At 71.9% G+C, this 18,210-nt stretch carries 15 protein-coding genes and 1 tRNA gene; 5 read left to right on the top strand and 11 right to left on the bottom strand.

The genetic code is table 11. The features are described from left to right. Window positions 1-70: 70 nt before the first annotated feature. The 3 genes from ACF1AG_RS09630 to ACF1AG_RS09640 all read right to left on the bottom strand — a co-directional run bounded on the left by ACF1AG_RS09630 (window position 71) and on the right by ACF1AG_RS09640 (window position 5,181). On the bottom strand, window positions 71-1,885 hold the full coding sequence (locus ACF1AG_RS09630; RefSeq protein ID WP_359608135.1) for a tetratricopeptide repeat protein: 1,815 nt from the start codon (window positions 1,883-1,885) through the stop codon (window positions 71-73). Window positions 1,886-2,105: 220 nt separating this feature from the next. Beyond that, window positions 2,106-2,179, bottom strand: a tRNA-Met gene (locus tag ACF1AG_RS09635). A gap of 56 nt (window positions 2,180-2,235) precedes the next feature. Continuing rightward, window positions 2,236-5,181, bottom strand: coding sequence for a UPF0182 family protein (locus ACF1AG_RS09640; RefSeq protein WP_391809681.1), 2,946 nt, complete (start codon window positions 5,179-5,181; stop codon window positions 2,236-2,238). 164 nt (window positions 5,182-5,345) lie between these two features. On the opposite strand from ACF1AG_RS09640, the gene ACF1AG_RS09645 reads away from it, so the two are divergent. Then, on the top strand, window positions 5,346-5,888 hold the full coding sequence (locus ACF1AG_RS09645; protein ID WP_359607861.1) for a PPA1309 family protein: 543 nt from the start codon (window positions 5,346-5,348) through the stop codon (window positions 5,886-5,888). Between the two features lie 9 nt (window positions 5,889-5,897). On the opposite strand, the gene ACF1AG_RS09650 is transcribed toward ACF1AG_RS09645, so the two are convergent. The 4 genes from ACF1AG_RS09650 to ACF1AG_RS09665 form a co-directional block, all read right to left on the bottom strand. Next, window positions 5,898-6,992: a PDZ domain-containing protein gene (locus ACF1AG_RS09650; RefSeq protein WP_391809572.1), complete on the bottom strand. Its 1,095-nt coding sequence runs from the start codon at window positions 6,990-6,992 to the stop codon at window positions 5,898-5,900. A gap of 101 nt (window positions 6,993-7,093) precedes the next feature. After that, entirely contained in the window at window positions 7,094-7,258 is a 165-nt protein-coding gene (locus ACF1AG_RS09655) for a hypothetical protein (protein WP_359606938.1), read from the bottom strand. Between the two features lie 137 nt (window positions 7,259-7,395). Beyond that, a complete protein-coding gene (locus tag ACF1AG_RS09660; protein WP_359606936.1) occupies window positions 7,396-7,854 on the bottom strand; it encodes a molybdenum cofactor biosynthesis protein MoaE in 459 nt (152 codons plus the stop codon). Window positions 7,855-7,968: 114 nt separating this feature from the next. After that, window positions 7,969-9,081: an SDR family oxidoreductase gene (locus ACF1AG_RS09665; protein ID WP_359606934.1), complete on the bottom strand. Its 1,113-nt coding sequence runs from the start codon at window positions 9,079-9,081 to the stop codon at window positions 7,969-7,971. Window positions 9,082-9,273: 192 nt separating this feature from the next. Between ACF1AG_RS09665 and ACF1AG_RS09670 the strand changes: the two genes are divergently transcribed. Continuing rightward, entirely contained in the window at window positions 9,274-10,749 is a 1,476-nt protein-coding gene (locus tag ACF1AG_RS09670) for a zinc-dependent metalloprotease (protein ID WP_359606932.1), read from the top strand. Next, window positions 10,746-11,273, top strand: coding sequence for an NUDIX hydrolase (locus ACF1AG_RS09675; RefSeq protein ID WP_359606930.1), 528 nt, complete (start codon window positions 10,746-10,748; stop codon window positions 11,271-11,273). Before ACF1AG_RS09670 ends, ACF1AG_RS09675 begins: the two co-directional genes overlap by 4 nt. 59 nt (window positions 11,274-11,332) lie before the next feature. On the opposite strand, the gene ACF1AG_RS09680 is transcribed toward ACF1AG_RS09675, so the two are convergent. The 4 genes from ACF1AG_RS09680 to ACF1AG_RS09695 form a co-directional block, all read right to left on the bottom strand. Further along, a complete protein-coding gene (locus ACF1AG_RS09680; protein ID WP_391809573.1) occupies window positions 11,333-12,088 on the bottom strand; it encodes an AIM24 family protein in 756 nt (251 codons plus the stop codon). A 16-nt stretch (window positions 12,089-12,104) separates the two neighbouring features. Beyond that, on the bottom strand, window positions 12,105-12,785 hold the full coding sequence (locus ACF1AG_RS09685) for an AIM24 family protein (RefSeq protein WP_391809574.1): 681 nt from the start codon (window positions 12,783-12,785) through the stop codon (window positions 12,105-12,107). A gap of 11 nt (window positions 12,786-12,796) precedes the next feature. Continuing rightward, window positions 12,797-14,593, bottom strand: coding sequence for a TerD family protein (locus tag ACF1AG_RS09690; protein ID WP_391809575.1), 1,797 nt, complete (start codon window positions 14,591-14,593; stop codon window positions 12,797-12,799). Window positions 14,594-14,754: 161 nt separating this feature from the next. Then, window positions 14,755-15,351: a M48 family metallopeptidase gene (locus ACF1AG_RS09695; protein ID WP_359606923.1), complete on the bottom strand. Its 597-nt coding sequence runs from the start codon at window positions 15,349-15,351 to the stop codon at window positions 14,755-14,757. 250 nt (window positions 15,352-15,601) lie between these two features. Here ACF1AG_RS09695 and ACF1AG_RS09700 point away from each other — a divergent pair, with 250 nt between their 5' ends. Together ACF1AG_RS09700 and ACF1AG_RS09705 are read left to right on the top strand one after the other, a co-directional pair. Beyond that, window positions 15,602-16,849: a TOMM precursor leader peptide-binding protein gene (locus tag ACF1AG_RS09700; RefSeq protein WP_391809576.1), complete on the top strand. Its 1,248-nt coding sequence runs from the start codon at window positions 15,602-15,604 to the stop codon at window positions 16,847-16,849. After that, on the top strand, window positions 16,842-18,209 hold the full coding sequence (locus ACF1AG_RS09705; RefSeq protein ID WP_359606919.1) for an AarF/ABC1/UbiB kinase family protein: 1,368 nt from the start codon (window positions 16,842-16,844) through the stop codon (window positions 18,207-18,209). Before ACF1AG_RS09700 ends, ACF1AG_RS09705 begins: the two co-directional genes overlap by 8 nt. The last annotated feature ends 1 nt before the right edge of the window (window position 18,210 follow it).

Below are 18,210 nucleotides of genomic sequence, written 5' to 3' on the forward strand. Positions count from 1 at the left end.
ACAGGGGCGCGGAGAACTGCGCGAAGGGGGCCCGTCGGCGAGGCCCTCGAATGCGCCCACGTCACCCACGTCAGGCGGACAGCTCCTCCCGAAGCGCGTCCCGCAACCGCGCCGCCCTCTCGGTGACCGCCGGAGGCCCCAGCTCGGCCGCCCGGCCCGCCCACCGCTGCCCTTCCGCGAGCTCGCCCCGCCGGGCGTACACCAGAGCCAGTCGCAGCGCCGCACGCCCGTGCCCCGCATCCGCCGCCCGCGTCCACCACACCGCCGCTTCCGGCTCGCTCCCCTCCCGCGCCAGCAGCAGCCCCAGGTTGAACGCCCCGTTGCGCGACCCGGCCTCCGCGGCCTCCCGGTACCACCGGGCCGCCTCGACGACGTCACCGCGGGCCGCGGCCAGCATGCCGACCCGCACCTGGGCCCGCCGGTGTCCCTGGGACGCCGCCCGCTCGTACCACTCCTCGCACTCGCTGCGCCGGTGCACCGGCTCCCCCAGCTCGTGCGCGGGCTCCGGCGGCCGACGGGCGTCCAGCACCGTCGCCAGCCGGTACGCGGCCTCCGCGCTGCCGCCGCCCGCCGCGCACCGCAGGAACCGCTCGGCCTCGCCCTCCTCGCCGTCCCGCAGCCGCGCCATGCCGACCTGGAGCGCCGCCTCGGTGTGCCCGGCGGCCGCGGCCCGCTCGTACCAGCGCAGCGCGGCAAGGTCCTCGCCCCGGCCGGCGTGCAGGATGCCGAGGTTGAACGCGGCGTCGACGCTGCCGGCCTCCGCGGCCTTGGAGAACCACGGCTCCGCGCCGGTCTCGTCGCCCGCCCGCAGCAGCAGGATCGCCAGCGCGTTCGCCGCCTCGCGGTGCCCGGCGTAGGCGGCGCGGCGGTACCACTGCTCGGCCTGGGTGGTGCGCCCCTGGTCGGCGCAGAGCAGACCGAGGTTGTACGCGCCGTTGATGTCGCCGGCGTCCATCGCGGCCCGGTACCACCGCTCGGCGGTCTGCGTCTCGCCCCGCTCGGCGTGCAGGGCGCCCAGCGCGTTGGCGGCGTTGCCGTCGCCGTCCTGGGCGGCGCGCAGCCACCACACGGCGGCGTTCTCGGTGTCCCCGGCGTCGCGCAGCAGGAAGCCCAGCGCGCACGCGGCGCGCGGCTCCCCGTCCTTGGCGGAGGTCAGGTACCAGCGCCCGGCCTCCTTCAGCTCCCCGCGCTTCTCCAGGATCGCGCCGAGGTGCAGGGCGGCCCGGCGGTGTCCGCGCGCGGCGGCCTGCCGGTACCACTGCTCGGCCTCCTCGACCAGCGCGGTGCCGTCGTCGCCGGACGCCGCGGCCTTGCGGTCCAGGGCGCGGGCGAGCCGGTAGGCGCCCTCGCGGTGGCCGCGCTCGGCGGCGGCACGCATCCAGCGCTCGCTGCCCTCCGCGTCCCCCCGGTGCTCCAGGAGGTCGGCGAGGGCGTACGCGCCGAGGGTGTGGCCCTGTTCGGCGGACTGGCGCAGCCAGTACTCGGCGGCGGGTTCGTCGCCGCGCTCGCGGTGGTGCCGGCCGAGCGCGTGGGCCGCGGCCGTGGAACCGGCGACGGCGGCGATCCGCCACCATCCCGCGGCCTCGTCGGGGTAGCCCCGCTGGTGCAGCAGGACGCCCAGGTTGTTGGCGGCGGCGCGGTCGCCCGCGGCGGTGGCGGCACGCAGATGGGGTTCGGCACCGTCGAGGTCACCGCGGCGCAGCAGCATGGCGCCGAGGACGCTCATCGCCTCGACGTCGCCGGACTCGGCGGCGAGCCGCCGACGCAGCTCCTCCGCCGCTTCGTCGGCCGCCTCCCCAGCGTCGTGGGGTTGCTCCTCCCGGCGGGAGGACTGCACAAAACGCCCTGACTCGAACAGAGTTGCCTTGTCCCCCATAACATCCATCGTCGCACCACCTGCAACCTGGGTACACCTGGTATACCGCAGTCAGTGAGGTCACTACAGCGTTTTGTCGACATGCCCACAGAGAGACAAGTCAAACACAGAACGCCCAACTCCCGTCGGCGGCAGGGCCGTCGAGAAGCGGGGCACATGCGTTCGCCCACCACAAAGGCCCGGATTCCCTTGGGAATCCGGGCCTTCGGTGTCGCTGTCGCGACGTCAGTAGCGGGGACAGGATTTGAACCTGCGACCTCTGGGTTATGAGCCCAGCGAGCTACCGAGCTGCTCCACCCCGCGCCGTTGTGTTGCAACCGTAGCACGGCGCGGGGTGGGCCTGTGACCAGGCCTCCTGGTCAGCTGTTCGCCTGTGGACTCGAACTCGGGTCCGCACTCGGGCTGCTCCGGGCGCCGCCGGCTCCGCCGGGCTGCGCCTCCTCGGCCCTGCGCAGTGCGTCCTCGAGGTCCTTCTGCGCCCGGCCGTAGGCTTCCCAGTCGTTGTTCTTCAGGGCTTCCTGGCCGGCCTCGAAGGCCTTCTGCGCGTCGTTCAGGGCCTCCTGGACGGTCGAGGGCTGCTCGGTGCTCGGCGGCGGGGGCGTGGTGCCCTCGTCCGTGCCTTCGTCCTCGCCCTCGTCGGCCGGCGGCTCGACGGGTGTGCCCTCGCCGCCGAAGACCTTGTCGAGCGCCTGCTCCAACGTGTCCTCGAACGCCGTCTGGCCGCCGTAGGTCACCAGCACCTTGCGGAGCAGCGGGTACTTCAGTCCACCACCGCGTACGTAGACCGGCTCCACGTACAGCAGTCCGCCGTCCAGTGGCACGGTCAGCAGGTTGCCGTACTCGACCTCGGAGTCACCGCCTCGCAGCAGCCTGATCGTCTCGGCGATGTCCTGCTGGGAGTTGAACTGGCTCTGCACCTGCTTGGGTCCGGAGACGGTGGTGCTGGTCGGCAGTTTCAGGATTCTGATCTTGCCGTAGTCCTCGGTGCCCGGATCGGCGTTGACCGCCATGAACGCGCTCAGGTTGTCACGGCCGTTCGGCGTGAACGTCGTGGTGAGCGAGAACACCTGCTCGTTCTGGTCCGGCATCTTCATGCTCAGGTAGTACGGCGGAACCGTCTCGCCCGTCTTGTTCGTCGGGTCGTCCGGCACCTGCCAGACCTCGCTGCCGGAGAGGAACGTGTTGGCGTCCTTCACGTGGTAGCGGGTGAGCAGCTCACGCTGGACCTTGAACAGGTCCTGCGGGTACCGCAGGTGGGCCATCAGTTCCTGGGAGATCTCGCCCCGCGGCTCCACGGTGTCCGGGAACGCCTTCATCCACGTCTTCAGGACGGGGTCCTGGGTGTCCCACTGGTAGAGCTTGACCTCGCCGCTGTACGCGTCGACGGTCGCCTTCACCGAGTTGCGGATGTAGTTGACCTGGTTCTGCTGGGCCACCACCGCGCGCTGGTCGTTGGTGGCGGTCAGCGAGTCGGCCGTGGTGTCGCCGAGCGTCGTGCGGGACGCGTACGGGTAGCCGTTGGTGGTCGTGTAGGCGTCGACGATCCACTGGATCCGGCCCTCGACGACCGCCGGGTAGGCGTCGCCGTCGATGGTCAGCCAGGGCGCGATCGCCTCGACGCGCTCCTTGGGCGTGCGGTTGTACAGGACCCGCGAACCCTCGCCGATGGCGCCGGAGTAGAGGATCTGCGGCTCGCCGAACGCGACCGCGTAGGCGGCCCGGTTCACCGGGTTGTCGAGGTTGACGCCGCTGTCGCCCTTGTAGCTGTACGTCTTCTCGCCGCTGTCGTCGGAGTAGTCGATCTCCTTCTGGGGACCGCCGACGATCGAGTAGGTGGTCGTCCGCTCGCCGTAGTAGACGCGCTGCTCGTACGTGCCGAGGTCGCCCTTGGACGGCAGGTCGGACTCGGTGAACGCCGGGCGTCCGCCGGAGTCGGCGCTGGTGCCCTCGGCTGCGACGACGCCGTAGCCGTGGGTGTAGCGGAAGTGGTCGTTGATCCAGTTCCGCTTCGGGATGCCCGCGTAGTTCAGCTCGCGCAGGCCGATGACGGTGTCCTGCTCCTTGCCGTCCTTGGCGTACCGGTCGACGTCCAGGTTGGTCGGGAACGCGTAGTAGTTCCTGATCTGCTGGAGCTGCTGGAACGTCGGCGAGACGATGTTCGGGTCCATGATGCGGATGCTGGCCGCGTTCGCGACGTCGTCCCGCAGCTTGGCCTGGTCCTTGGTCTCGGCGATGCCCGGGTAATCGGTGACCTGGGAGTCGTCGATGCCGTAGGCCTCACGCGTGGCCGCGAGGTTCTTCTCGACGTACGGCGCTTCCTTGGCCTGCTCGTTGGGCTGGACCTGGAACTTCTGCACGATCGCCGGGTACAGGCCGCCGATGAGGATCGCCGACAGCACCATCAGGCCGAAGCCGATGACCGGCAGCTGCCAGGTACGCCGCCACAGGGTGGCGAAGAACAGCAGCGCGCAGATCACGGCGATGCAGAACAGGATGGTCTTCGCGGGCAGGTAGGCGTTCGCGTCGACGTAGCGCAGACCCGTCCAGCTGTCGGTGGCCTTGAAGTCGCTGGACTTCACGGCCAGTCCGTACCGGTCGAGCCAGTAAGCGACCGCCTTCAGCGTCACGAAGATGCCGAGCAGCACCGACAGGTGACCGGTGGCGGCGGCCGTGGCGCGCGCGCCCGGGCTGGTGATGCGCAGTCCGCCGTAGAGGTAGTGCGTGAGCGCGGCGGCGATCAGCCCCAGGATGGCGGCGGCGAAGCCGAAGCCCAGCAGGAACCGGTACCAGGGAAGGTCGAAGGCGTAGAAGGAGACGTCCAGGTTGAACTGCGGGTCCTTCTGCCCGAAGGACACGCCGTTGACCCACATCAGCCACGTGCGCCACTGGCTGGAGGCCGAGGCGCCCGCGATCAGGCCGACCAGCGCGGTGATGCCGAGCAGCAGCCACTTCTTGTAGGGCGCGATCCCCATCCGGTACCGGTCGAGGTTCTGCTGCTCCATCGACATGGCGCTCAGCGGGGGCCGCAGGCGGTGCGCCAGCCAGATGTTGAAGCCGACCGAGACGGCCATGAGCAGACCGAAGACGAAGAACAGCCCGATCTTGGTCGACAGGGTCGTCGTGAAGACCGACGAGTAGTCGACCGATCGGTACCACAGCCAGTCGGTCCAGAACCCCGCGAACATGGTGAACACCATGCCGAGGACGGCAAGGACGCCCAGTGTCATGAGCAGGGTCCGGACCCGTCGGGACGGCCGGCCCACTCTGATCCGTGGCCCCGTCGGGCCTCCGCCGCGGTCCGGCATCTGGAAAGCCAAGGTAGGCACCTCGAAGTTCGCTGTTGATTCGTCGAGCCCGCGTCTTCACGGACCGTCGTGGGCCCCCGTGATCGCGGGCCCACACCCTATGCAACTTACTCACCCTTTACTCGGTTCCCGATTCCGGCCAGGAACGAGAGAGGATTGTGACCATGTCCAACACACCCATGGCCGCGAACCCCCTCACCCGGGCCGTGCTCGAGATCGACGAGTACGTGTCCGGACTGGGCTGGGACCAGCCCGCCCGACTGTTCGCCCTCGTAGACACTGCCCGGCTTCGGGCGGAACAGCCCTCCCTCGCGGACCGCCTCGGCCTCGGCGGCGGGGAGGAGGCCGCCGCCCTCACCCCGATCGAGCAGGAGGAGATTCCCGCCGGCAAACCGCTCGACGAGTTCCTCGGCACCATCGCCTGGCCCGACGCGGTCACCGGCTGCGCGCTCACCGTGGAGCGGCTGATGCTGCCGCCGTCCGCGGAGGCGCAGGTGCCGAAGGACCTCGACGAGGCCGCCCTCACGAAGTGGGTGGCGGAGCACCCGGAGCGTCAGGAGGTCCGGATGACGGTCGCGGTGCTGCGCGACGGCTCCCGTGAGTCGGCGCTCCGGCTTCGGGAGAAGGACTCCCCGACCGAGGTGCTCACAGGCTCGGACCTGGTGCCGGGTCTGGCCCAGGCGCTGACGGCGACCTTCGAGGACTAGTTCTCCGGATCAGGACGCGGTGCACGTCGGCAGGTCGGCGGTGTCGCCCGCGCGGATGTCCTTCATGGCGTCCAGGGCGTCGTCGATCGTGCCGACCTTCACCAGGGTGAGGCCGTCGGGGGTGTCCTTGGCGGCGGCGGCGCAGTTGTCGGCGGGTGTGAGGAAGTACTCGGCGCCCTTGTCACGCGCGCCGACCGTCTTCATCTCGATGCCGCCGATCGGCCCGACCTTGCCCTCGTCGTCGATGGTGCCGGTGCCCGCGACGAACGAGCCGCCGGTGAGGCTGCCCGGGGTGAGCTTGTCGTAGATGCCGAGCGCGAACATCAGTCCGGCGCTCGGGCCGCCGACGTCGGCGAGCTTGATGTCGACGGTGAACGGGAAGGTGTGGTCGGTCCCGGCCGAGATGCCGACGACGGCGCGCTTCTCGCCGGCGTCGTCGGAGGCCCGGGTGGTGATGGTGACCTTCTGCGTCTTCGCCGCCGTCCGCCTCTCCTTCTCGGCGGCGGCCTGCTCCTTGGCGGGCACGATGGTGAAGACGACGTCCTCGCCCGGCCGGTGCTCGGTCACCAGGTCGGCGACGTCGGAAGGTTCCTTGACCGGCTTGCCGTCGACGGCCTTGATCACGTCGCCCGCGTGCAGCTTGCCCTCGGCGGGCGCGTCCTTGACGACCGTGGAGACGATCACCCAGGACTTCACCGGGATGTCCAGCTCCTTCAGGGCCGCCACCTTGGCGCTCTCCTGGGACTGGCTGAACTCCTCGGCGTTCTCCTGGGTCGACTCCTCCTCCGTCTTGCCGTCCGGGTAGAGGGTGTCGTGCGGGACGACCTTGGTGTCGTGCGCGAGCCAGCCGTACACGGCCTCGACCAGGTTCATCCGGTAGTCGGCGCTGGTGACCCGCACGGTGGTCATGTTGAGGTGACCGTCCGTCGGGTAGGTTTTGTGCCCGGCGATCTGGAGCACCGGCTCGCCGTCGTGCTCGCCCAGTGTGTTCACCGTCGGCCCCGGCGACATCTCCGCGTAGGGCACGGGGATGAAGACTCCCGCGCACAGGAGCGCGATCAGCATCAGGGTGGAGGCGAGCATCGTCGCCGTACGGCGTGGCATGCCTCGACAGTACGGGACGGACCTGTCAGCGCACCGTCAGGGCCGCCCGGTCGGGCGGCCCTGCCGGTGCGGCTGTCCGTCCTGGCCCGCGGTGTGCGGGCTCAGCCGCCCGTCCGCTCCCGCTCCATCGCCTCACGGAAACGGGCGTAACCGATGAGTTCGGGACCGTCGCCGCGCACCTTGCGGGTCCGGTTGGCCCAACTGCCCCACAGCCCCGCTCCGATCGCGGCCACCAGCGGAATCAGCAACCAGGCAAGCGCCGCCATGCCGACCTCCCAACCCCATGAGCGTCCGCAACACTGACTGATCAGCAGATTAACCATCCGCAGTGACAACGCTCACCTCAGGGGTGCGGTTACGCAACCGCACGGGAAAGGCGTGCTGCAAGGGCGAGAAGGGCGTGCTAGGCGCCGACCCATTCCTCCGTGCCGTCGGAGAAGCGCTGGTGCTTCCAGATGGGCACCCCGTGCTTGATGTCGTCGACGAGCCGGCGGCAGGCCTCGAACGCCTCGCCCCGGTGCGCGCACGACACGGCGGCGACCACGGCGAGGTCCCCCACCCTCAGGTCGCCCACCCGGTGGGCCGCGGCCAGGGCCCGCACGGGGAAGTCCGCGGCGACCTTCTCCGCGATGCGCCGCATCTCGTCCTCCGCGCTCGGGTGGCAGGAGTAACCCAGCTCGTCCACGTCGGCGCCGCCGTCGTGGTTGCGCACGGTGCCCACGAAGAGCGCCGTGCCGCCGGCCGCGTCGTCGCCGACCGCGCGCAGGATCTCGTCCACCGACAGCGCGGTGTCGCGGATCGCGATCAGCTTGATCGGGTCCTGCGCGGGCTGCTCACCGGGGTGGTCCGTCACGGGTGCCATGCCCCCATCGTGCCCCACCCCGCCGACGGTGCGGAACAGCCGGATCACCCATGACGCGCGCGTGGTGCATCGGAGGGTTCTCCAAGGAGACGCCTCCGCACGGACCGGTCCGGGTCAGATCCGGCGGCGCGCCTTCCGCGCCCGGCGCACCACCGCCGCCGCGCCGAGCAGCGCGACCGTCGCGCCCGCCGCGCCCGCGGCCGTCGCGTCCTTGCGGCCCAGCCGTCGGCCCGCGACCGTGTGCCGTCCGGACACCTCGTCGAGCAGCTGCGCGAGCACCTCCTCGTTGGTGTACGCCGGACGCCACCCGGCGTCGTGCAGCCTGCTGCCGCTGACCACCCAGGGGTACATCGTGTACGCCAGGTCCCCGGCCGGGGAGGGGGTGAGCCCGATGCGGTGCAGCCTGGCCGCCGCGCCGAGCGCCACCGCCGACGGCAGCTCCATCCGCCGGATGCCGCTGAGCTCCTCGACCTCCTCCTGTTCCAGCCAGCCGTCACAGCCCACGGCCAGCTCGCCGTCGACCTTCTCCAGCACGGCGTACTCCAGGGCGCTGCACAGGTCGTCGATGTGGCAGAACTGCCAGGCCGGTCGGGAACCGGCCACCACCAGCAGCCGCGGCGACTCGAAGTACCTGGTCAGCGCGGTGTCGGTGCCGCCGACCAGCACGGCGGGGCGCACCACGGTGACGTTCAGCCCGGGGTGCGCGCGAGGCGCCCGGCGGGCCAGCCGCTCGATCTCCAGGAGGTCGCCGACGCCCGTGGCCTCGGCGGTGGCGCGCAGCTCCGCGTCCTCGGACAGCGGCAGCTCGTTGTCGGGCAGCGCCCCGTAGACCATGGTCGAGGTGCACAGCACGACCCGGTGCACTCCGGCGGCGGCGGCCGCGGTGAGCACGGTCTGCGTGCCGCGCACGTTGTAGGCCGTACGGGCGGCCGCGTCGGTCTCCAGGTCCAGGTCGAGGGCCAGGTGGACGACCACGTCGGCCCCGCGCAGCCGGTCCGCGATCGCGGGGTCGCGGACGTCCAGGATGTGCCACTCGGCCTCGGCGCACTCGCCGCGCCGCTCGTCGATGGCGACGACCTGCTTGACCTCCTCGGACGCGGCGAGCCGCTCGGTGAGCAGTGCCCCGACGCCGGAGGCGGCACCGGTGACCGCCACGACGGGCCCGCGGGGCGGAGGACTGGTTGACTTGTTTCGCGCTGCGCGAACCTGCGGATCTGGGGAACTCACCGGGCGTCTCCAGCGGTTGTCTTCAGTACGAGCGCAAGCGACGCGTACGTACCAGGTGGCATCCATCCTGCCGCAGGCCTCCTGTCGGCGAAGCACCGAGGCCCGAACCGTCTCAGGTGTCTACGCTGGGTGGTGTTGTCGGGCAGCCGTGCCGCCGGAAAGAACCGGTGGCCCTACAAGCCGAGGAAACCCGTGAGTGACACCCCATTCGGATTCGGCCTTCCGCCGGAGGAGCCGGACGACGGCGACGAAGGCAAGAAGAAGGACCCGCAGGGCGGCGGTGGTCAGGGCCCGGCCAACCCGTTCGGCTTCGGCACGCCCGGGGCGGGCGGCTTTGGCGGCCCCGGCGCGGACAATCCGTTCGCCGCGATGTTCGGGTCGATGAACCCGGGCGATCTGGGCGCCGCGTTCCAGCAGCTCGGCCAGATGCTCTCCTACGAGGGCGGGCCGGTGAACTGGGACATGGCCAAGCAGATCGCCCGCCAGACGGTCGCCCAGGGCACCGCGCAGGGCTCCAAGGACGCCAGCGTCGGCCCCGCCGAGCGCAGGGCCGTCGAGGACGCCGTCCGGCTGGCCGACCTGTGGCTGGACGACGCCACCTCCCTGCCGTCCGGTGCGAACTCGGCCCTGGCCTGGAGCCGCGCCGAGTGGGTCGAGGCGACCCTGCCCGCGTGGCGGGAGCTGGTCGACCCGGTCGCCGAGCGCGTCGGGAACGCCATGGGCGACGTCCTGCCGGAGGAGATGCAGGCCATGGCCGGCCCGCTGATCGGCATGATGCGCTCCATGGGCGGCGCCATGTTCGGCACGCAGATCGGCCAGGCCGTCGGTGTGCTCGCCGGTGAGGTCGTCGGCTCGTCCGACATCGGCCTGCCGCTGGGCCCGGCCGGCAAGGCCGCGCTGCTGCCGCTGAACATCGAGACCTTCGGCAAGGACCTGGGCGTCCCGCAGGAGGAGGTGCGGCTGTACCTGGCCCTGCGCGAGGCCGCCCACCAGCGCCTCTTCGCGCACGTCCCGTGGCTGCGGTCGCACCTGTTCGGCGCCGTCGACGGCTACGCCCGCGGCATCAAGGTCGACACCGGCAAGCTCGAGGACGTGGTCGGCCAGTTCGACCCGCAGAACCCGGAGCAGCTGCAGGAGGCGCTCCAGCAGGGCATGTTCCAGCCGGAGGACACGCCCGAGCAGAAGGCCGCCCTGGCCCGTCTGGAGACGGCGCTGGCGCTCGTCGAGGGCTGGGTGGACGCGGTCGTGCACGCTGCGGCCAAGCCGCGGCTGTCGTCGGCGGACGCCCTGCGGGAGACGCTGCGCCGCCGCCGCGCCTCGGGCGGCCCTGCCGAGCAGACGTTCGCCACGCTGATCGGTCTGGAGCTGCGTCCGCGCCGGCTGCGCGACGCCTCGCGCCTGTGGGCCTCGCTCACCGACGCGCGCGGGGTGGACGGCCGGGACGGGCTGTGGGCGCACCCGGACATGCTGCCGACGGCGACCGACCTGGACGACCCGGACGGCTTCGTGCACCGGGAGCAGATCGACTTCTCCGAGCTGGACAAGATGCTCGGCGAGGCCGCCGACAAGCCCGACCTGCGCAAGAAGGACGCCGGGGAGGACAAGGACGCGGACGCCGCGGACGAGGACCGCAAGGGCGACGAGGACAAGGGCGACGGCACCGAGTGAGCCTCCACGACGACGCGGTGCTGGTCCTCAAGGCGTACGAGGACCAGACCGATCTGAGGGACGCGTACCTGGACCATCTGGCCGCGCATCCGGACGGCCTGTGGAAGGCGTGCGGGGCCGGGCATCTCACGGCGAGCGCGCTGGTGGTCGACCCCGAGCGCGGCCGGGTGCTGCTGACCCTGCACCGGAAGCTGCGGATGTGGCTCCAGATGGGCGGCCACTGCGAGCCCGGCGACGCCACCCTCGCGGCGGCGGCCCTCCGGGAGGCGACCGAGGAGTCCGGCGTCACGGGTCTGACGCTGCTCCCGGGCGGCCCTGTGCGGCTGGACCGGCATCCCATCCCGCCGCCCTGCCACTGCCACTTCGACGTGCAGTACGCGGCCCTGGCCACGCCGGACGCCGTGCACGCGGTCAGCGACGAGTCCCTGGACGTCCGCTGGTTCCCGTACGACGAGGTGCCGGAGGTGGCGGACGACTCGGTCGTACGGCTGCTCGACGCCACGCGCGCGAGGCTCGACGCCTGACGCGCGAAGAAGGGCCGCGCCATAGGGAAGGCGCGGCCCCTTTTCGGCTGTCCGGGGCGTCAGCTCCAGACGTTGCCCTGGTTGTGCCCGCGGGCTCCCTGCTGGCCCATGCCGTACTGCGCGGCGAGGCCGCCGCCGATCTGGGCGTTCTGCGGAGGCAGCAGTTCACTCGGCTGGACCAACGCGAACCCGTTGCCCATGAAACTGAGCTCCCAGCCCTCCCCGGTGTTGCCGCGGCGCCGCCACACGCCGGAGGAGTGCGTCTGTGCCTGCATCTGCACCCGCAGTGACGTGGACCAGGCGACGATGGCGTCGGCGTCGCAGTTGACGTACTTGTCCGGCGTCACCTGGAGCAGCAGCGGCATGCCCGAGGTCATCAGCGCGACCTTGCCCCGGCCGGTGATGTTGAGCTGGTACTTCCCCGAGCCGGAGATGCCGTAGAGGCTGTCCACGGCGACGACCTCGTGGTGCAGCGAGGAGTCCATCGCCAGGACGTAGCTGCTGTCGACCGTCAGGCCGTCCTGGTCGACGTCCATGATGTGGATGCGCTGGGCGAGGTTGGCGAGGTAGACGGTGCCCTGCCCGTGGCAGCGCATCAGGTCCAGGCCCTCGCCGGTGTGCGCCCGTGCGCGGGACTGCTGGTTGCTCTGGTACTCGGCGTCGAACTCGACGAGACCCTGGTAGGCGACCATGGCGCCCTTGCGGGCGAGGATGTCGTCGGTCCCCTCGAGGGCGACCCGGAGCATCTGCCCGTTCTGCAGGCTCCAGCGGTCCTGGGTCTGCTGCTCGTTGTGCGCGAAAAGCGGACTCTGCATGGTGTGCTGTTCCCCCTCAGCCCCGGACCCGGAGGCGGTCGGTGCTGTCCTCACTGGGCTGGACGACGACGATGCCCTGACCGGAGAAGGCCATCTGGTAGGCCTCGCCGCTGCCGCGGCCGATCAGCGACTGGGCGCGGAAGCTGCGCTTGCCCTTCACCTTGAGGTTCGGGGACCAGGCGACCAGCGCGTCAGGGTCGACGTACGTCTCCTCCTCGCCGCCTCCGCAGTCGACGACGATGGGCTTGCCGCGCGAGGTCAGCGCGACCCAGCCCTGGCCGGAGATCTTGGTGTTCCACAGGCCCTGTCCGGCGAACTTCGCCAGGCCCTTTACCCGCTCCACGCCCCAGGTGAGGTGCGCGTCGAAGGCGAGCAGGTTGGTGGCGTTGACGGAGATGCCCTCGCCGTTGAGGTTGATCACGACGACGTCGGCGCCGTAGTCGGCCAGGTAGAGCAGGCCGTCGCCGGTGCACTTCATGAGGGGCGCGCCCTCACCCGTGGCCCAGTCCCGGGCGATCTGGCGGACGGCGGACGGGCTGGGCTCGTACTGGATGAACCCCTCGTAGGCGACCATCGAGCCGACGCGCGCGAAGAGGTCCTGCCCAGTCTGCATGGCGACCTTCAGCATGTGGTTGCCGTGGTTCTCCATGCGGGCGGTGACGGGTGCGGGGGCGTAGCCCGCGAGTGGCTGGTTCATGACGGGCTCCCTCAGATCTCGTACGGCTGGACGACGATGAAGTTGCCGGGCGCTCCCCGGAACTGCAGGTTCACGCTCTCGCCCGTGGCGCCCGGGTAGGAGTTGCGGCGCATCCGCACCTGGCTGGAGACGACCACCTGGGCGGCGGCCGACCAGGCCACGACGGCGTTGGCGTCGGCGAACGTGGTGGGCGTGACCGGCAGCACCACGGGGATGCCGTGGGTCTTCACGACGATCGTGCCGGTGCCCTGGAACTGCATCGTGAACAGCGCGCCGCCGGGGATGCCGTGCCCCTCGATGCGGCGGACCTCGTACTGGAGGCCCTCGTCGAAGGCGAGGACGTTCTCCGCGGAGACGCACACGGCGTCGCCCTGGAGCTCGATCGGGTGCAGCATCGTGGAGTTCTCGGCGAAGAACACCTGCCCCTGGCCGGTGCAGCGCATCAGCTGCATCTCCTGGCCGGTGGCGTTGCCTACTATGCGGCCGGTGAAGCCGGCGCCCTTGTAGCTGAAGTCGACCTTGCCCTGGTAGAGCACCATGCTGCCCTGGCGGGCCAGGACGGGCGTGCCGCCGATGCTCAGGTCGGCGCGGACCAGCTTCTTGTTCTGCTGGGTCCAGCGCTGTCCGGTGGGCGTCTCCTTGAACTGCTGGAGCGCGCCGAGGACGCCGGGCGCCTGCGGTGCACCCTGCGGCATGCCCTGGGGTGCACCTTGAGGCATGCTCTGAGGCATCCCCTGGGGTGCACCGTAGGGGGCCTGCTGGTGGGGCATCTGCCCCGGCGGCATCTGTCCGGGCGGGGGCTGCTGTCCGTAGCCGGGCGGCGGGGCGGGCGCCTGCGGGGCGGCGGGCGGCATGCCGTAACCGGGCGGAGGCGCGGGGGCCTGCGGCGCGGCCGGGGGCTGGCCGTAACCCGGCGGCGGGGCGGGGGCCTGCGGCGGGGCCGGCGGCTGTCCGTAGCCCGGGGGCGGCGGGGGAGTCTGGCCGCCGTAGGGGGCGGGCGCAGGGGCCGGGGGCGGCGCCGGCGAGCCGCCGGGCGGCGTCTGCATGGGCGCCACGATGGTCGGCGCGGAGTGCACCGGCGGCGTGGCGGGGGCGGGGGCCGGCGGGGGCGTGAACCCCTGGGCGGGCTGCGGCGCAGGAGCCGGACCGGGCGCGGGGGCGGGGGCGGGGGCCGGGGCCGGCGCGCCGCCTCCGGGGGCGCCGAACGCGGGCGGGGCGAAACCGGGCGCGGCCTGCGGGGCCTGGGGGGCCTGCTGCGGCTCGGGCGCCGCGGGCTCGTCCTCGGCCACCTCGCCGCCGAAGTTCCGCAGCAGCGCGTCGAGGCCGCCGTCGAAGCCCTGCCCGACGGCGGCGAACCGCCACACGTCCTTGAAGTAGAAGTCGCCGAGCATCACGGCCCGCTCGGTGGTGAATTCCGAGCCGTTGAACGGGTACCGCGCCACTTCCTCGCCGCCGGCGACGATACGGATGTACCCGGGACCGACCTGCGACATCTGTCCGGCGCCGTCGATGGTCGCCGTGAAGGAGAGCTTCTTGATCTGCTGCGGGATCCGGTCCAGCGTCACGCGGAAGGATTCCGTGTCGCCCGCCTGGGCGCCCAGCAGCTGGATGGACTCCTCGGGGGACTTCGGCTGGTTGTAGAAGATGAAGTACCGGTCGTCGGAGAGCCGTTCGTCGGCGTCGAGTCCGAAGCAGCTGATGTCGAAGCTGAGCCCCGGGCCGGCGATCTGTACCCCGACGTACAGGTCCGTGCCCGCGGTGAGGTCACTGATCCTGGCCTTGTGGCCGCGTTGGAATTCCCTGGCCATACGTACGACCGTCCCCCATCCCGTATGTGAGTGCGTCGCGCCAGGCTAACGGCAATCCCCGACAGCGGAAGAAGTCGGTACAGACCCGGTACACAACGCGCAGGAGCCCTCGCTGCGCGTCCACAGCGGGAGGCGTACGGGGGCGCCGGGGACGTGCGGTGTCACTCGTCCCGGGCGCCGGGGACGTGCGGGAGGCGCTCGGCCGCGACCACGCCCTCGAGGTAGCCGCGGGCCCGTTCGGTCCGCGGGTACGCCTCGAGGAGCCGCCAGAACCGGGGTCCGTGCCCGGGCACCAGAAGGTGCGCCAGCTCGTGGCAGAGCACGTAGTCGACGACGTACTCCGGCATGCCCTGGAGCCGGTGGGACAGGCGGATGCTCCCGTCGGACGGGGTGCAGGAACCCCAGCGCGTGTTCTGGTTGGTCACCCAGCGCACCGAGCGGGGGCGGGCCCGTCCGTCGAAGTACTGCTCCGACAGGCGCCGCGCGCGCTCGGCCAGCTCGGCGTCCCCGAGAGTCCGTCTGCTCTCCTGGGCGGCGAGCTTGTCGAGCATGACGCGCACCCAGCGCTGCTCCTCCGCCTCGGACATCCGGGCGGGGATGAGCACGACGGTGCGATCGCCCTCGCGGTACGCGGAGACCGTCCGGCGTCGGCGGGCACTCCTGCGGACCTCGATCGCGCTCGCCCGTGAGCCGTCCTTCGGCTGGCTCTTCGCGCTGCGCTGAGACGTTCCGGCGCGGTGCAGTGGATCGGCGGGCACGTCCCGACCGTACCCGCTGGACCGGGGGAAGTCCCGGCTCCGGGACGCTTCTCCGGCGATCCGGCCACCGAGCGCCGGATTTGTACGACGAATTCGGGCACCTGTGGACAACTCTCGGCGGCCCCTCGACGGGTCCGGGCATGCTGGCATCGCAGGCCGGGACCCACGACCGGGCCGGGGCTGCCGGTGAGAGGTGTCACACCTGGTCGCCGATAAACCATGCACGTATCAGGACAGACGGGGGTCAGTCATGCATCCGATGCTCAAGCCCGCCCTCAGGCGCGGCTGGCGCGACCGCAACACCGTGCAGTTCGGGATGACGCCGGCGCAGGCGCTGACCCTGGGCCCGGTGGACACGGCCACGGGCAGCCTGCTGGAACTGCTCGACGGCACGCGAGGACTGGAACTGCTGCGCGAGGAGGCCCGGCGCATGGAGCTGCCCGACGGCCATGTCGACCGGCTGGTGCGGCGGCTGTCACGCGCGGGGCTGCTGGACGACTCCCGGGGCGGCGGACCTGCCGCCGACGCCCTGCGCGGGAGACCCGAGGTGCTGAACCGGCTCCGTCCTGACTGGGCATCGCTCGGCCTGACGACCGCCGGACCGGGCGACCCGCTGTGCGTGCTGGCGGCGCGGCGGAGCATGCGGGTGCAGGTCAGAGGCGTGGGCCGGGTGGGCGCGGCAGTGGCGGCGCTGCTGTCGGGAGCGGGCGTCGGCGAGGTCGAGGTGCGGGACGTCGGCCGGGTGGAGCCGTGGGACGTGGCTCCGGGCGGGCTCCCGGCCGAGGCGGTCGGTGAGCGCAGGGAGGAGTCGGCCCGCCGGCTCGTACGCCGGTGCGCGCCGGACCGTCCTCCGCGCGGGACGGCCCGCTCGCCCCTGGCCGAGGAGGTCACCGGGCACTCCCTGGTGGTGCTCGCCCCGCGGGACGACGTCGCCGTGCACGCGCCGGATCCGGTGTCCGCCGAACCTCTTCTGGCGTCGGGCACTCCGCATCTCCACACCGGGGTGGTGGAGGGCACCGGTGTGGTGGGGCCGCTCGTCCTGCCCGGCGAGACGGCGTGCGCGGGCTGTCTCCAGGAGGACCGGATCGACCGGGACCCGGCGTGGCCGCGGCTGGCGGCCCAGTGGCGCTCGGGCCGGCAGCGCAGGGTGGGCGCCTGTGATCTGGCGCTGGCCGCCACGGTCGCGGGACTGGCCGCCGCGCACGCGCTGGCCTTCCTCGACGGGCGGGTCCCGTCCAGCGCAGGCGCTCGCTGGGAGGTGTCCCTGTCTCAGCTGCACTGGCAGCCCCGGCCGGTCGTGCCGCACCGCCGCTGCCCCTGCGGAGCCGCGGGCGCCGGCCCGGACAGGGGTGACGGCGGCCCGCAGAAAGGTAAGGGAGAACACACCTCCGCCGACGGGGGGTGGCACGAGACAATGGCCGGGCACGGGCCGTCGAAGGAGTCGCGCCGTCAGGCGGACGCGGAGCGGCCGGCAGGGACCTGGAGGGCGCATGTCTGATCTTCCCCGCAAGGCGGTCACCCGCACCGCCAAGCTGGCCGCGCTCCCGCTCGGCTTCGCCGGGCGGGCCACCTGGGGACTCGGCAAGCGGATCGTGGGCGAGTCCGCGGAGCTGGTCGGCCGGGAGCTCCAGCAGCGAACCGCCGATCAGCTGTTCAAGGTGCTGGGCGAGCTCAAGGGCGGCGCCATGAAGTTCGGCCAGGCCCTCTCCGTCTTCGAGTCCGCACTGCCCGAGGAGGTCGCAGGGCCCTACCGCGCCGCGCTGACCAAGCTTCAGGAGGCCGCCCCTCCGATGCCGGCCCGCACGGTCCACGGGGTGCTGGCGGAGCGGCTGGGCGAGGACTGGCAGGAGCTGTTCCGGACGTTCGACGACAAGCCGGCCGCGGCCGCCTCCATCGGCCAGGTGCACCGGGCGGTGTGGCACGACGGCCGTGAGGTCGCGGTCAAGGTGCAGTATCCGGGCGCCGGTGAGGCGCTGCTGTCCGACCTCAACCAGCTGAGCCGCTTCGCACGGCTGCTGGGGCCGCTGGTCCCCGGCATGGACGTCAAGCCGCTCATCACGGAGCTGAAGGACCGCGTCTCCGAAGAACTGGACTACGGCCTGGAGGCGCAGGCGCAGCGGGCGCACGCGGACGAGTTCGCCGGCGACCCAGACGTGGTCGTGCCGGACGTGGTGCACCAGTGCGACCAGGTGCTGGTCACCGAGTGGATCGACGGCACCCCGCTGTCGGAGGTCATCGCCGGCGGCACCGATGAGCAGCGCGACCGTGCCGGACAGCTCCTGGCCCGATTCCTGTTCTCCGGGCCCGCGCGCACGGGCCTGCTGCACGCCGACCCGCACCCGGGCAACTTCCGTCTGCTGCCCGGAGGTCCCGGCGGCGAGGACGACTGGCGTCTGGGCGTCCTGGACTTCGGCACGGTCGACCGGCTGCCGGGCGGGCTGCCCGCCCCCATCGGCGGGGCGCTGCGCATGACGCTGGACGGCGAGGCGGAGGCCGTCTACGAGATGCTCTGCGCGGAGGGCTTCGTCAAGGAGTCCGTCGAACTGGACCCGGACGCGGTCCTCGACTACCTGGAACCGATCATCGAGCCGGCCCGGGCCGAGGCGTTCACCTTCACCCGTGGCTGGATGCGCAGTCAGGCGGCCCGGATAGCGGACGTCCGCTCCCCCGCCCACCAGCTGGCCAAGCAGCTCAACCTGCCGCCGTCCTATCTGCTGATCCACCGGGTCACGCTGAGCACCATCGGTGTGCTGTGCCAGCTCGGGGCGACGGTGCGGCTGCGGGACGAACTGGAGGACTGGCTGCCGGAGTTCGTCCCCGGGGAGCCGGGCGGGGAAGGGGAAGCGGCGCAGGCCTGAC

Source organism: Streptomyces sp. NPDC014764 (assembly GCF_043082785.1).
GTDB classification, from domain to species: Bacteria; Actinomycetota; Actinomycetes; order Streptomycetales; family Streptomycetaceae; genus Streptomyces; species Streptomyces althioticus.

Bases quoted from the DNA above. Each gene is read 5' to 3' on its own strand.
- ACF1AG_RS09655 (WP_359606938.1), bottom strand. From the start codon at position 7,258: ATGGCGGCGCTTGCCTGGTTGCTGATTCCGCTGGTGGCCGCGATCGGA.
- ACF1AG_RS09660 (WP_359606936.1), bottom strand. From the start codon at position 7,854: ATGGCACCCGTGACGGACCACCCCGGTGAGCAGCCCGCGCAGGACCCG.
- ACF1AG_RS09650 (WP_391809572.1), bottom strand. From the start codon at position 6,992: ATGCCACGCCGTACGGCGACGATGCTCGCCTCCACCCTGATGCTGATC.
- ACF1AG_RS09700 (WP_391809576.1), top strand. From the start codon at position 15,602: ATGCATCCGATGCTCAAGCCCGCCCTCAGGCGCGGCTGGCGCGACCGC.
- ACF1AG_RS09705 (WP_359606919.1), top strand. From the start codon at position 16,842: ATGTCTGATCTTCCCCGCAAGGCGGTCACCCGCACCGCCAAGCTGGCC.
- ACF1AG_RS09645 (WP_359607861.1), top strand. From the start codon at position 5,346: ATGTCCAACACACCCATGGCCGCGAACCCCCTCACCCGGGCCGTGCTC.
- ACF1AG_RS09690 (WP_391809575.1), bottom strand. From the start codon at position 14,593: ATGGCCAGGGAATTCCAACGCGGCCACAAGGCCAGGATCAGTGACCTC.
- ACF1AG_RS09630 (WP_359608135.1), bottom strand. From the start codon at position 1,885: ATGGATGTTATGGGGGACAAGGCAACTCTGTTCGAGTCAGGGCGTTTT.
- ACF1AG_RS09680 (WP_391809573.1), bottom strand. From the start codon at position 12,088: ATGCAGAGTCCGCTTTTCGCGCACAACGAGCAGCAGACCCAGGACCGC.
- ACF1AG_RS09685 (WP_391809574.1), bottom strand. From the start codon at position 12,785: ATGAACCAGCCACTCGCGGGCTACGCCCCCGCACCCGTCACCGCCCGC.
- ACF1AG_RS09640 (WP_391809681.1), bottom strand. From the start codon at position 5,181: ATGCCGGACCGCGGCGGAGGCCCGACGGGGCCACGGATCAGAGTGGGC.